The 11,485-nt window shown below is 64.6% G+C and carries 15 protein-coding genes; 9 read left to right on the forward strand and 6 right to left on the reverse strand.

What is annotated here, in order from left to right:
• Positions 1–55 precede the first annotated feature (55 nt).
• Positions 56–730, reverse strand: coding sequence for a winged helix-turn-helix domain-containing protein (locus EN925_RS07605; protein WP_128336433.1), 675 nt, complete (start codon positions 728–730; stop codon positions 56–58).
• A gap of 68 nt (positions 731–798) precedes the next feature.
• On the opposite strand from EN925_RS07605, the gene EN925_RS07610 reads away from it, so the two are divergent.
• The 3 genes from EN925_RS07610 (at position 799) to EN925_RS07620 (ending at position 1,752) form a co-directional block, all read left to right on the forward strand.
• Positions 799–1,014, forward strand: a complete 216-nt coding sequence (locus tag EN925_RS07610) for a DUF1127 domain-containing protein (protein WP_127369862.1) — start codon at positions 799–801, stop codon at positions 1,012–1,014.
• A 64-nt stretch (positions 1,015–1,078) separates the two neighbouring features.
• Positions 1,079–1,411: an NIPSNAP family protein gene (locus EN925_RS07615; RefSeq protein WP_127369863.1), complete on the forward strand. Its 333-nt coding sequence runs from the start codon at positions 1,079–1,081 to the stop codon at positions 1,409–1,411.
• A complete protein-coding gene (locus tag EN925_RS07620; protein WP_013528651.1) occupies positions 1,408–1,752 on the forward strand; it encodes an antibiotic biosynthesis monooxygenase in 345 nt (114 codons plus the stop codon). The genes EN925_RS07615 and EN925_RS07620 overlap by 4 nt, the downstream gene beginning before the upstream one ends.
• Positions 1,753–1,765: 13 nt before the next feature.
• Here the strand turns inward: EN925_RS07620 and mbfA are convergent, their stop codons facing one another.
• Complete coding sequence (mbfA, locus tag EN925_RS07625; protein WP_013528652.1) at positions 1,766–2,749, reverse strand: iron exporter MbfA; 984 nt, start codon at positions 2,747–2,749, stop codon at positions 1,766–1,768.
• Positions 2,750–2,924: 175 nt separating this feature from the next.
• Between mbfA and EN925_RS07630 the strand changes: the two genes are divergently transcribed.
• The 3 genes from EN925_RS07630 to EN925_RS07640 all read left to right on the forward strand — a co-directional run bounded on the left by EN925_RS07630 (position 2,925) and on the right by EN925_RS07640 (position 5,219).
• The gene (locus EN925_RS07630) at positions 2,925–3,248 is read left to right on the forward strand and encodes a hypothetical protein (RefSeq protein WP_024502197.1); all 324 of its coding nucleotides are present in this window, start codon (positions 2,925–2,927) and stop codon (positions 3,246–3,248) included.
• 296 nt (positions 3,249–3,544) lie between these two features.
• Positions 3,545–4,528 (forward strand): threonine/serine dehydratase, encoded by a 984-nt coding sequence (locus EN925_RS07635; RefSeq protein WP_027161221.1) that lies wholly within the window; start codon positions 3,545–3,547, stop codon positions 4,526–4,528.
• Positions 4,529–4,619: 91 nt separating this feature from the next.
• Positions 4,620–5,219 carry a DNA-3-methyladenine glycosylase gene (locus EN925_RS07640; RefSeq protein WP_127365453.1) on the forward strand — a complete coding sequence of 200 codons (600 nt, stop codon included), beginning with the start codon at positions 4,620–4,622 and terminating at the stop codon, positions 5,217–5,219.
• Positions 5,220–5,324: 105 nt separating this feature from the next.
• Here EN925_RS07640 and EN925_RS07645 read toward each other — a convergent pair whose 3' ends face one another.
• Genes EN925_RS07645 through EN925_RS07660 form a run of 4 tightly spaced genes read right to left on the reverse strand, consistent with a single transcriptional unit; the run spans position 5,325 to position 9,023 of the window.
• A complete protein-coding gene (locus EN925_RS07645) occupies positions 5,325–6,461 on the reverse strand; it encodes an ABC transporter permease (RefSeq protein ID WP_127385254.1) in 1,137 nt (378 codons plus the stop codon).
• The gene (locus EN925_RS07650) at positions 6,458–7,378 is read right to left on the reverse strand and encodes an ABC transporter ATP-binding protein (protein WP_127365454.1); all 921 of its coding nucleotides are present in this window, start codon (positions 7,376–7,378) and stop codon (positions 6,458–6,460) included. Before EN925_RS07650 ends, EN925_RS07645 begins: the two co-directional genes overlap by 4 nt.
• Positions 7,375–8,328 (reverse strand): HlyD family efflux transporter periplasmic adaptor subunit, encoded by a 954-nt coding sequence (locus EN925_RS07655; RefSeq protein WP_027161228.1) that lies wholly within the window; start codon positions 8,326–8,328, stop codon positions 7,375–7,377. Before EN925_RS07655 ends, EN925_RS07650 begins: the two co-directional genes overlap by 4 nt.
• Complete coding sequence (locus tag EN925_RS07660; RefSeq protein ID WP_063169644.1) at positions 8,325–9,023, reverse strand: CerR family C-terminal domain-containing protein; 699 nt, start codon at positions 9,021–9,023, stop codon at positions 8,325–8,327. The genes EN925_RS07655 and EN925_RS07660 overlap by 4 nt, the downstream gene beginning before the upstream one ends.
• A gap of 90 nt (positions 9,024–9,113) precedes the next feature.
• On the opposite strand from EN925_RS07660, the gene EN925_RS07665 reads away from it, so the two are divergent.
• From EN925_RS07665 to EN925_RS07675, 3 genes are all read left to right on the forward strand, one after another.
• On the forward strand, positions 9,114–9,587 hold the full coding sequence (locus EN925_RS07665; RefSeq protein WP_127385255.1) for a CYTH domain-containing protein: 474 nt from the start codon (positions 9,114–9,116) through the stop codon (positions 9,585–9,587).
• A complete protein-coding gene (locus EN925_RS07670) occupies positions 9,584–10,516 on the forward strand; it encodes a CHAD domain-containing protein (RefSeq protein ID WP_127369661.1) in 933 nt (310 codons plus the stop codon). Before EN925_RS07665 ends, EN925_RS07670 begins: the two co-directional genes overlap by 4 nt.
• Positions 10,517–10,607: 91 nt before the next feature.
• Positions 10,608–11,414 carry a YiiX/YebB-like N1pC/P60 family cysteine hydrolase gene (locus tag EN925_RS07675; RefSeq protein ID WP_128336435.1) on the forward strand — a complete coding sequence of 269 codons (807 nt, stop codon included), beginning with the start codon at positions 10,608–10,610 and terminating at the stop codon, positions 11,412–11,414.
• Positions 11,415–11,485 lie beyond the last annotated feature (71 nt).

Consider the following 11,485-nt stretch of genomic DNA (forward strand, 5'->3'; position numbering starts at 1 on the left):
GCGATCCTTCGCGCGCCCTCTGGCCTGCCAGCGTGACGAAATCAGCGTCGGCTCCTCAGCTCAGAAACACCTTCTCGAAAGCCTGCTTGCCCGGCAGCGAGAAAATCACCGCGCGGCTGTCCTTCTCGCGGCGCGCCCATTTCTCGGCAAGGAGCTTGTCGAGGATGGCGGCGCCCAGCGTGCCGGCGAGGTGCGAACGGCGCACGCTCCAGTCGAGGCAGGCGCGGCATACCGGCCGGCGCGGCTTGGTGTAGACGTCGATGCCGATCGCGGCGAAGTGCGAAGCCGCCGATGGCCCGAGCCTGATCTCTTGTTCGTCGCGGACCAGTACGTTCTTGGCGACGAGCCGGTCGAGCATCGCCACTGCCTGCTCGCCGGCGAGGTGATCGTAGCAGACGCGCGCCACGCGCATCGCTGCATCGCGCGGACCCGGCCGCACACGCTTTGGACCGACGGCTTCCGCGACGCCTGTGATGGCTTCGATCATGCCCGCCACCTGCGGTCCGGCGAGGCCGTAATAGCGATGCCGGCCCTGGCTCGCCACCGTGAGCAGCCCACCTTCCATCAGTTTGCCCAGGTGCGAGCTGGCGGTCGGCAGCGAGACGCCGGCCTCGAGCGCCAGCTCGCTTGCCGTCAGCGCCGTGCCGCCCATCAGGGCATTTAGCATGTTTGCGCGTGCCGGGTCGCCGACCAGGCTGGCGATGCGGGCGATGTCGGGTCCTTCGCGCATAGTTCGTTCCTCATCGAAGCGTTCTTGTCAGATAATCACTATTCTCCGGTGAGATCAAGGAGACGACGATGGCCGCACGAACCGCTCTCCCCTCAGCCCCGCTCCACAGCCGTCGGTTCTTCCCGTTCGTCAGCTGGTTGCGTTCGCGGCTGCTGGCCCGCTGGTATGACCGCCATCTGCAGCGTCTCGACCTTGCCGAGATCGACGACCATCAGCTGCGCGACCTTGGCCTGACGCGGCAAGACGTGCGCCGCGAATGCGCGAAGTCCTTCTGGCAGCCCTAGCAGACCAGTCGGCACGACGTTTCGATGCCGTTCAAACTATTGACGCAGCCCCGAGGAGACCACAATGACCATCACCTGCTTCATCCGCTACGAGATCGACCCGTTCGGCAAGGCGGCCTTCGAGGAGTATGCGCGCAACTGGGGCCAGGCCATTCCGCGCTGCGGCGCCGATCTGATCGGCTATTACGCGCCGCATGAGGGCTCGGCGACGACCGCCTATGCGGCCTATAACATCGAAAGCCTGGCCGCCTACGAAGCCTATCGCGCCCGGCTTGCCGCCGATCCCGCCGGCAAGGCAAACTACGAGTTCGCCAAACGCGAGAGATTCATCCTGAAGGAGGATCGCATGTTCCTGAAACGGGCCTCAGGCCCGCACGCGAAACTGGTGCTGCCGTGATTGCCGTCATCTTCGAGGTCGAGCCGGCGGAGGGTCGGCGCGATGCCTATCTGAGCATCGCCGCGGACCTGCGTCCGCTGCTCGACGGCATTGACGGCTTTCTCTCTATCGAGCGTTTTCAGAGTCTGGCCGATCCGAACCGCATCCTGTCGCTGTCGTTCTGGCGAGATGAGGAAGCCGTGAAGGACTGGCGCAACACCGAGGAACACCGGCAGGCGCAGAAGGCCGGTCGCGGCGGCATCTTTGCCGGCTACCGATTGCGCATCGCCCATGTCGTGAGGGACTATGGGCTGACGGAAAGGGACGAGGCGCCGGCCGACAGTCGGGCGGTGAATGGGTGAGTGAGGCGGCTACTCACGCATTCCCGATCAGCACGCCGGCCGCGAACACCAGGGCGCCGCCCAGCACCACCTGGAAGGCGGCGCGCAGGAAGGGCGTCTGCATGTAGCGGTTCTGGACAAAAGCGATCGCCCACAATTCGAAGAACACCACCACCGCGGCAACCCCGGTCGCCGTCCAGAAATGCGGAATGAGATAGGGGAGTGCATGCCCGAGACCGCCCAGCGTCGTCATGATGCCGACGGTCAGACCGCGCTTGAGCGGCGAGCCGCGGCCCGACAGCTTGCCGTCGTCTGAAGCGACTTCGGTGAAGCCCATCGAAATGCCGGCGCCGATCGAGGCGGCAAGCCCGACCAGCAGCGTCTGCCAGGTGTCATGCGTGGCAAAGGCGGCAGCAAAGATCGGCGCCAGTGTGGACACCGATCCGTCCATCAGCCCGGCCAGCCCTGGTTGCACATAGGTGAGGATGAACTGGCGCTGCTCGGCGGCGGTCTCTTCGTCCTTCACTTCGCCCGGCACATGTTTCTGCTCCAGCCGCTGCGCCAGTGTCTCATGGCCCAGTTCGGCCACCGCCAGATCGTCGAGCAGTTTTCGCGTCGAGGCATCCGCCGTGCGCTTGGCAGCCTCGACATAGAAAAGGTAGGCTTGCCGCTCCATCGCCTCGGCCTGGCTGCGCACGTGCTCGATGCCGAGCGGCCGGACCAGCCAGTCGGGCTTGCGCTCGTAATAGCCCTTCACATGTTCGCGCCGGATCAGCGGAATGCGCTCGCCGAAACGCTTGCGGAAAAGCTCGATCAGCGAATCGCGATGGCCATCCTCTTCCTCGGCCATCTCCTCGAACACTTTTGCCGATTGGGGGAAGTTTTCCGTCAGGCCGTCGGCATAAGCCCGATAGATGCGACCGTCATCCTCCTCGGACGAAATGGCCAGCGCCAGGATCTCCTGTTCGGAAAGCGATTCGAAGGGGCGGCGGCCGAAGCCGAAAACACGGGAAAGCATGAGGAATTCACCCTAGTTTAGAATAGTTCTAAACTAGGGCTCAAGGTGCCTCCGGTCAATTGCGCGCTTGGGTCGCGGTCAAGAATTGTTGAAGCTCGCATGCCGGGCCGACCCCTTCATTATCAGTGAATGTTCACCTATATAATTCAACCCAGCCAGAACAAGGAACCCGCAGATGACGGCAAAACAGCCTCCGCATCCCTATGACCCAAAGCCCGTTCTCGATCTCATCGCCAGCATCGAGGCCGATCTGCAGCGCCTGAAAGGCCTGGTCGAGCAGCAGGTCGAGAAATTCGACCCCGCCAATCCGCACAACAAGGCGCCGGACGGCAAACTGACCGAGGAAGGCGTCGAGTGCTGCTACCGCATGTTCGACGAGGGCAAGTCGCGCTATTCGGTCGCCCAGCAGATGAAGATATCCTTTGCCGCCGCCAGCCACCGCTTCAACAACTGGCGCAAGCTGGGCGGGAGCAAGAGGCAGAGGACGCTGTTGGGGTGAAACTCGTGAGACGGCGGCGGGACGGCGCCCCCCTCTGTCCTGCCGGACATCTCCCCCACGAGGGGGAGATTGTCAGCTTCATTAGGTGTGCCCCTTCTTCAACGTTGGAAATTGGCGAAAGCGGATACTCAGCCGATCTCCCCACCCGTGGGGAGATGTCCGGCAGGCCAGAGGGGGGCGTGCAGCCGAGGCGTTGGCGACCGCCTCGCTAAACCTTGTAACGGTCACATTTTTCCCATGGTGCGCCGCCTCCCTTTGCGGGCATCATGGAAAGACCCCTGTCCACTGGACCTCACATGACCGCCACCACCCCTCCCGGCATCGCCGACATCCACGCCGCCGCCGCGCGTCTCGCCGGCCTGATCGTCGAAACCCCGTTGATCGAATCGCAGGAGCTGAACAAGCGCTTCGGCGGCCGCATCCTGTTCAAGCCGGAGACGCTGCAGCGTACCGGCTCGTTCAAGTTCCGTGGTGCCTACAACAAGCTGTCGTCGCTGAGCGACGAAGAACGCAGCCAGGGCGTCGTCGCCTTCTCGTCGGGCAATCATGCGCAGGGTGTCGCCGCTTCGGCCGCGATGTTCGGCGTCAAGGCGGTCATCGCCATGCCTTCAGACGCGCCGGCGATGAAGATCGCTAACGTCCGCAAGATGGGGGCGGAGGTGGTGCCGTTCGACCGCTTTCGCGACGACCGCATGAGCGTGGTTCGCCCTTACGTGGAAAGAGGCATGGTGCTGGTGCCACCCTTCGACGACCCGGCCATCATTGCGGGCCAAGGCACGATCGGCCTCGAATTGATGCGCCAGGCAAAAGCGCTTGGCGTCGACCTCGACGCGGTCGTCATTCCCTGCGGCGGCGGCGGCCTGACCAGCGGCATTTCGGTTGCCGTCAAGGACGCCTCGCCCAACACTGCGGTCTGGGCGGTGGAGCCCGAGCATTTCGACGACACCCGCCGGTCGCTGGCCGCCGGCGCCAGGGTGTCGAACGAACCCGGCCACGCGTCGATCTGCGACGCGATCCTGACCGCGGAGCCCGGCCTGATCACCTTCGAGATCAACCGCAGGAACCTGGCAGGCGGCATCGCCGTCTCCGACAAGGCGACGGCACAGGCGATGCGCGACGCCATGGCCTATCTCAAGCTGGTGGTCGAGCCCGGCGGCTGCGTGGCGTTGGCGGCGCTGTCGTCGGGCGAGATCGAACTGTCCGGCAAATGCGTTGCCGTGGTGCTGTCCGGCGGCAATGTCGATTTCGGCACTTATGCCGGGATCATGGCGGCGGCTTGAGACGAGATGTCCAAGGGGTCCGACATGGATCTGAGGCAGGTTTCGCCTTGGATCACTCCTCGCCCGCCTCCAAATCGTCGGCGGGCTGAACATGGTCATCTACCGCCCGCTCACGCGTTCTGAGCTGCCCGACGATACAGCATCCCTTGCCCGCACTCTCATCGGCAAGATCGTGGTGCGCGAACTGCCCGAAGGCATCGCCAGCGGCCGCATCGTCGAGACCGAGGCCTATGTGACCGGTGACGCCGCCGGGCACGGCTATCGGGGGATGACCCCGCGCAACCGTTCGCTGTTTCTCGACGCTGGGCACGCCTATGTCTATCTCGCCTACGGCATCTCCTACATGCTCAACGTCTCGAGCGAGATGGCAGGGGTCGGAACCGGCGTGCTCATCAGGGCGCTCGAACCGCTCGAAGGCATTGCGCTCATGCGGCTCAATCGCGGCATCGACCGCTTGCGCGACCTTGCGCGAGGACCGGGAAGGCTGGCCCAGGCGTTGCGGATCGATCGTTCGCTCGACGGGCTCGATCTCTGCCGCAAAGGCCCGCTATGGCTGGCAACCGACGAGCATCAAGCCGGCGACATCGCCCAAGGCATCCGGATCGGCATTACAAAGGATGCCGATCGCCCGCTGCGGTTTTACGTCAAGGGGAGCGCCTTCGTCAGCGGCCCGAAATCGCTCAACGGTTAGTGGCAGTTATAAACCATGGAGATTGGCGAAAGCATTTCTCCCTTCGTCATCCACGGGCGGAGCAAGGAGCGAAGGCTGGTAGCAAGACTGGAGGTCGTGCGGCGTCTAATCCAGCGTCCGCCTGAATCGTACCAATGCTACGCCGGCAAACAAAGCCACGAACACCACCAGCCAGCCAATCTCCGTTGCCACGGCCGGCAGTTCGGCCCCCTTCAGCATCACCGCGCGGGTGATGCGGAGGAAATGCGTCAGCGGGAAGATCTCGCCGAAGATTTGTGCCCAGTCCGGCATGCCGCGATACGGGAACATGAAGCCGGACAGCATGATCGACGGCAGGAAGAAGAAGAAGGTGAGTTGGAGCGCCTGCATCTGCGTGCGGGCGATGGTCGAAATCGTGTAGCCGAGCAGCACCAGCGCCAGCACGAAGATCAGCACGGCCGTCAGGAGCAGCGACATCGATCCGGTGAAGGGGATGGCGAACAGAAGTTTCGCCGCCGCCAGCACCACCACCACCTGCACGCCGCCGACCGCCAGATAGGGCAGCACCTTGCCCATCATGATCTCGAGCGGGCTGGACGGCATCGCCAGCAGGTTCTCCATCGTTCCGCGCTCGGTCTCGCGTGTCAGCGCGATCGAGGTCATCATCACCATGGTCATCTGCAGGATGACGCCCAGCAGGCCGGGCACGATGTTGTATTGCGAGATGCCTTCGGGATTGTAGCGCCGGTGTACGACGACATCGAGCTGACCCTTGGCGGCCTCGGCGGCGGCTTCCTGCGTGCCTTGCGCCCTCAGCAGCGCCTGGCTGGCGACTGTGCCGAGCGTCGAGATGGCGCCGCTGGCCACCGCCGGGTCGGTGGCGTCGGCCTCGATGAGTATCTGCGGGTTGTTGCCGCTCTCCACTCTCCTGGCGAAATCGGCCGGGATGGTGACGACGAAGGCAACGTCGCCGCGCGATATCAGGAACTCGGCCTCGGCGGCACTTTGCGCGACATGGTCGAAACGATAGTAACCGGTGGTCTGCAGCGCCGCGACAATGGCGCGCGTATAGGGATCGTTGCTCGTCGCCACGAGTGCTGCCGGCAGGCTTTTCGGGTCGTTGTTGATGGCGTAGCCGAAAAGCACCAATTGTATCAGCGGCACGCCGAGCATCATGGCGAAGGTGATGCGGTCGCGCCGCATCTGGATGAATTCCTTGATCAGCAAGGCGCCAAGTCGGGCGAAGGAAAAGACGCTGTTCATGCCATGTTGTCCTTCGAGCCGGACATGAACTGGATGAAGACGTCCTCGAGGCTGGTTTCGCCGGGCGAAACTTTCACGCCCTTGTGCTCTCTCTCGACATCGGCAAGCGCGGCTTCGAGCTTCTTCTGGTCGGAGCCGACGACATGCAGCGTCGCGCCGAACGGCGCCACCTGATCGACGCCGGGGCGGCCCTGAAGCGCTTCGGCGACCTGATCGAGGCGCGGACCCTGCAGGACGAAGGTGGTCAGCCCGGCATTTTTCACCACTTCGGCGACAGTGCCGGTGGCCAGCATCTTGCCATAGGAGATGTAGCTGATGCGGTGGCAGCGCTCGGCTTCGTCCATATAGTGGGTGGAGACCAGCACGGTCAGCCCGCCGCTGGCGAGGCGATGGATCTCGTCCCAGAACTCGCGCCGCGCCTTCGGGTCGACACCGGCCGTAGGCTCGTCGAGCAGCAGCAATTTCGGCTTGTGCATGATGCAGGCGGCCAGCGCCAGCCGCTGCTTCCAGCCGCCCGACAAGGTGCCGGCCAGCTGGTTGCGGCGCGACGTCAGGCCGAGGTCCTCCAACGTGCTCGCGACATGCTCCTCGACCGGCTTCAGCCGGTAGAGCCGCGCCACGAATTCGAGATTCTCGCCGATCGTCAGATCCTCGTAGAACGAGAATTTCTGCGTCATGTAGCCGACTTCGCGCTTGATGCGCAGGCTGTCGGTGCGGATGTTGAAACCGAGCACCGTGCCTTCGCCCTCGTCCGGCGTCAGCAGGCCGCACATGATGCGGATGGTGGTCGTTTTGCCCGAACCGTTGGGGCCGAGAAAGCCGACGATCTCGCCCTCGGCAACCGACATCGTCACATGGTCGACGACGGTCTTGTCGCCAAAGCGCTTGACCAGGCCGTGTACGTCGATGGCGTTCATCTTGCGCTGTCCGCCAGATCGACATCGACGATCTGGCCGGGCTGCAGCGGGCCGGCATCGCCCTCCGGCCGCGCCTCGACGAGGTAGACCAGCTTCTGCCGGTTCTCAAGCGAATAGATCACCGGCGGGGTGAACTCGGGATCTGGCGAGACGTAGCTGACGCGCGCCTTCACATCCGGGCCGCAGCCGTCGCAATGGACGCCGAGCAAGGTGCCGACCTTGACCGAGGAGAAGGCGCTCTCCGGGATATAGACGCTGAGCTTCACCGCGCCGTCGGGCAGGATCGAGATGACCGGCGCGGTCGGACCTGATGTATCGCCCGGATTGCGGATGACATCGTTGACGCGGCCCGGCGAAGGGGCTGCCAGGACGCGCTTCGACAGCCGCCACTGCGCCTGCTCCAACGCGGCCTGCGCCTGCTTGACCTGATTGTCGGCGGCCTTGATCGTCTCGGGGCGCGCCGGCAGGCCGCCGACGGCGAGATTGGATTTGGCCTGGCCGACCTGCGCATTGGCCGTTTCGAGCGTGGCCGACGCGGTGTCGAAATCCGCTTGCGTGCCGGCGCCGCGCTTGAACAGATCGGCGGCGCGGTCGTATTTGCGCTTGGCGTCGGCGGCCTGGGCGCTGGCCATATCGACCTCGGCCTTCAGCACGGCGATCTCTTCCGGCCGCTTGCCGATCTGCAGGTCGGCCAATTGCGCCTGCGCCTGGGCAAGGCCGGCCTGCGCCTGCGCGACAGCGATTTTTGCGTCGGCACTTTCCAGCGTCACCACGGTCGTGCCGGGCACCACACGGTCGCCGCGCTTGACCGTGACGGTCTCGACCTGCGCCACCTCGATCGGCGCCAGCAGCACGTAGTCGCCTTCGACATAGCCGACGGCCAGCGGTGCTGCCGGGGCACAGGCCGAGAAGAGCTGCGCGGCGAGCGGCAGCGAACACAGAAAGCTCATGGTCTTTGCCCCTTTGTCTTTGCCCCTTTTCTGGCGGCCAATATGGCCTTGAGATTGCCCGATGTGACCGCCACCACCTTGGCGGCCTCCGCGGCGCCGATATCGGGCCAGCCCATGCGGCGCATCACCGCCTCACGGCCGATGCGGAAATAGATGACCTGGCCGATCAGCGTGAACACGGTGAGCCTTGTGGCCTCGCTTTCGGCGGGCTCGCCAGTTGCCTGTTCCCACAGCTGGCACAGCCGGCGATGGCTCGGCTCGAAGACACCGTCATAGATACGATCGAGGGCTGCCGTTGGATGGGAAAGTTCGCGCAGGATGAACTGCACGATCTCACCGGCCTGCGGACTGGCCACGACAAAGCCGACCATTCGCTCCAGCGCCGCGAAGAGCTGCGCCTGCGCTGCCTCCGGACCGACCGGCGCGGGCGCCTGCGCATTGCCGAGCGCCGGGCCGGCGACCGTCTGGATGGTCTCGACGATAAAGTCGGCGGCGGCCGTGCGAAGACCCTCCTTGCCGCCGAAATGATAGGCGATCGAGCCGATATTGGCTCGCGCCTCGGCGGCGATCTCGCGCGTCGAGGTGCCGTCGAAGCCCTGCCGTCCGAACAGCTTCAGTGCCGCCTGGACAAGCGCCGCGCGCGTCATCTCGGCGGGCTCGCGACGAAGAACTTTGGGCTCAGGTAGTTTGATCATGAGCACATTTTAATCAATCGATTGATTAAAGTCAACTTCTGTTCGTCATTGTCTTGCCATCGACGGCGGCAAACGCTTTAGTGCGCGGCCATGGGCAAGGAAGTCGAACGAAAATTCCTGGTCACCAACACCGCATGGCGGGAGTTGGCCGAGGCCAATATCCGCATTCTCCAGTTCTATCTCGCTGCCGGCCCCGGGCGCACAGTGCGCATCCGCATCAGCGACGGCACTTCCGCCAAGCTGACGCTCAAATTCGGCAGCAAAGCGCGCGAGCGCGACGAATTCGAATACCCGATCCCGCTGTCGGAGGCGGTGGAGATGCTGGACTTCGCCATCGGACGTGTCATCGAGAAGACACGTCACCATGTTAGGCACCGTGGCTATCTCTACGAAGTCGATGTCTTTGGCGGACCGCTTGCGGGACTTGTGGTCGCCGAACTTGAGACGCCGGAGGACGTGCCGGACGAAATGCTGCCCGACTGGCTCGGCCGTGAAGTCACCGGCGAGCAGAAATTCTACAACGCGTCGCTCGCCCTTGGTGGGATTCCGGAGATCGCCGCATGAGCTTTCGCATCGATCCGCGCCTGCCGCTGACCGGCGAGGTCAGGAGAATCCTTGCCGAGGAGATCGGCAAGGCGCTGCATCATCTTGACGCCGCACGGAGCCGGCCGGAACAGGCGCTGCACAAATGCCGCAAGCGGCTGAAGAGCGCTCGCGCCTTGTTGCGGCTTGTTCGTTCCGGTGACGAAACATTCTGTGAGACAGAAAACCAGTGCTACCGCAACGTGGCGGCCCTGCTTGCCGGCCCGCGCGAGGCGACAGCGCTGATCGAAACCATCGACCGCCTGGCGGCAAGCTTTCCCAAGGAGAGCGCCGACGATGGGCTGGGCGCGGTTCGCGACAGGCTGATCGCGCGCCAGCATGAATTGCACGAAGGTACAGGACTCGAAGCGGCGATCGGTGCGGCGACCGCCGCCTGCGAGGAGGGCCTGCACCGCATCGGCACGCTGGCCTTGCCCGACCAGCCGGAACAGGCGGCCGACGTGCTTGCCGAAGGCGCCCGCGTCACGTTGCGCCGCGCCAGGAAGGCGCTCGACAAGGCCGAATCGCGGGGAGCGGCCGATGATTTCCACGATCTGCGCAAGGCGGCCAAGACCCACGGCATGCATCTGTCGCTGCTCGGCAGGCTGTGGCCGACACCGATCAAGGCAAGGCGCAAGGCGGTCGACGAACTGGGCGAGCGGCTGGGCGACCTGCACGATGTGCTGGTGATGCGCGCCCTGCTCGAGGCCGACGACCGGCTGCTCGGGCCGCCCGAGGACACGAAACTTCTGGCCAAGCTTTTGAAGCGGTCGGAAAAGCAGCTGAAGAAGAGCTGCCTTGCCGAGGCGGCCGAGCTGTTCGGCGACAGTCCCAAACGCTCGACACGCAAACTGGCCCGCAAGGCGCGCGACGATCTGGCTGCGCCGCCGGAAGAGGCCGCGGCATCGTAGGATGACTTGGCGCTCTTCCTCTCGGTCCGGACGGGGGGAAGAAAGGCGTGCGCTAGCCCTCATTACCCGCCCATGCTAATCGCCATGGAGTATGACCGAGCCCGGCGACACGCTTCTGGATCGACTTGGCCGCTGGCTTGCCGGCCGGCTGCAGGAAGAATCGTCCGGCTACGAGCCCTACACCCCCTCCGATGCCGAAACGCTGCGTCGCACGCTTGAGCCCGGCGACATCCTGCTGATCGAGGGCAACCAGAAGATCTCGGCGGCGATCAAGTACCTGACCCAGTCGACCTGGTCGCATGCGGCCTTCTATATCGGCGATGCCTTGCCCGCGCCGGCGGACGGCTCGGAGCGGCCGCGCCTGATCGAGGTCACGATCGGCGAAGGCTGCGTCGCCGTTCCATTGTCGCGCTACCGCACCTACAACACCCGCATCTGCCGGGCGAGTGGGCTGGCGCCGGAGGATCGCGACAAGGTCGTCGCCTTCATGATCGGCAAGCTCGGCCTGAAATACGACCTCAAGAACATTTTCGACAGGCTGCGTTTTTTCTTCCCGACACCGCCGGTGCCGGTGCGCTGGCGCCGCCGCATGCTGGCCTTCGGTTCCGGCGATCCGACACGGGCGATCTGCTCGACGCTGATTGCCGAGGCCTATGGCCAGATCCGCTATCCGATCCTGCCCGAGATCACCCGTGCGCCCGGCCGCGCCTCGGCGCAGTCGAACTATTCGCGCAAGGAAATCCTGCACATCCGCCACCACTCGCTCTACACGCCGCGCGATTTCGACCTGTCGCCCTATTTCCGCATCGTCAAGCCGACGCTGGAATATGGTTTCGACTACCGGGCGGTGACCTGGGACGACAAGCTTGCCGATCCCGGGGCCAAGGCCGCCGAGTAAACGCGATCAAATGAGTCCAGCCGCGTGCATGGCCCGGCACAGGAGCGCTGGCCGGCGGCCGGGCGTCAGTG

It is taken from the genome of Mesorhizobium sp. M7A.F.Ca.US.006.04.2.1, from assembly GCF_004022915.1.
Taxonomy (GTDB): domain Bacteria; phylum Pseudomonadota; class Alphaproteobacteria; order Rhizobiales; family Rhizobiaceae; genus Mesorhizobium; species Mesorhizobium ciceri.

Coding starts and splice junctions, on each gene's coding strand:
- EN925_RS07605 (WP_128336433.1), bottom strand. CDS start 730: ATGCGCGAAGGACCCGACATCGCCCGCATCGCCAGCCTGGTCGGCGAC.
- EN925_RS07610 (WP_127369862.1), top strand. CDS start 799: ATGGCCGCACGAACCGCTCTCCCCTCAGCCCCGCTCCACAGCCGTCGG.
- EN925_RS07615 (WP_127369863.1), top strand. CDS start 1,079: ATGACCATCACCTGCTTCATCCGCTACGAGATCGACCCGTTCGGCAAG.
- mbfA (WP_013528652.1), bottom strand. CDS start 2,749: ATGCTTTCCCGTGTTTTCGGCTTCGGCCGCCGCCCCTTCGAATCGCTT.
- EN925_RS07630 (WP_024502197.1), top strand. CDS start 2,925: ATGACGGCAAAACAGCCTCCGCATCCCTATGACCCAAAGCCCGTTCTC.
- EN925_RS07635 (WP_027161221.1), top strand. CDS start 3,545: ATGACCGCCACCACCCCTCCCGGCATCGCCGACATCCACGCCGCCGCC.
- EN925_RS07640 (WP_127365453.1), top strand. CDS start 4,620: ATGGTCATCTACCGCCCGCTCACGCGTTCTGAGCTGCCCGACGATACA.
- EN925_RS07645 (WP_127385254.1), bottom strand. CDS start 6,461: ATGAACAGCGTCTTTTCCTTCGCCCGACTTGGCGCCTTGCTGATCAAG.
- EN925_RS07650 (WP_127365454.1), bottom strand. CDS start 7,378: ATGAACGCCATCGACGTACACGGCCTGGTCAAGCGCTTTGGCGACAAG.
- EN925_RS07655 (WP_027161228.1), bottom strand. CDS start 8,328: ATGAGCTTTCTGTGTTCGCTGCCGCTCGCCGCGCAGCTCTTCTCGGCC.
- EN925_RS07660 (WP_063169644.1), bottom strand. CDS start 9,023: ATGATCAAACTACCTGAGCCCAAAGTTCTTCGTCGCGAGCCCGCCGAG.
- EN925_RS07665 (WP_127385255.1), top strand. CDS start 9,114: ATGGGCAAGGAAGTCGAACGAAAATTCCTGGTCACCAACACCGCATGG.
- EN925_RS07670 (WP_127369661.1), top strand. CDS start 9,584: ATGAGCTTTCGCATCGATCCGCGCCTGCCGCTGACCGGCGAGGTCAGG.
- EN925_RS07675 (WP_128336435.1), top strand. CDS start 10,608: ATGACCGAGCCCGGCGACACGCTTCTGGATCGACTTGGCCGCTGGCTT.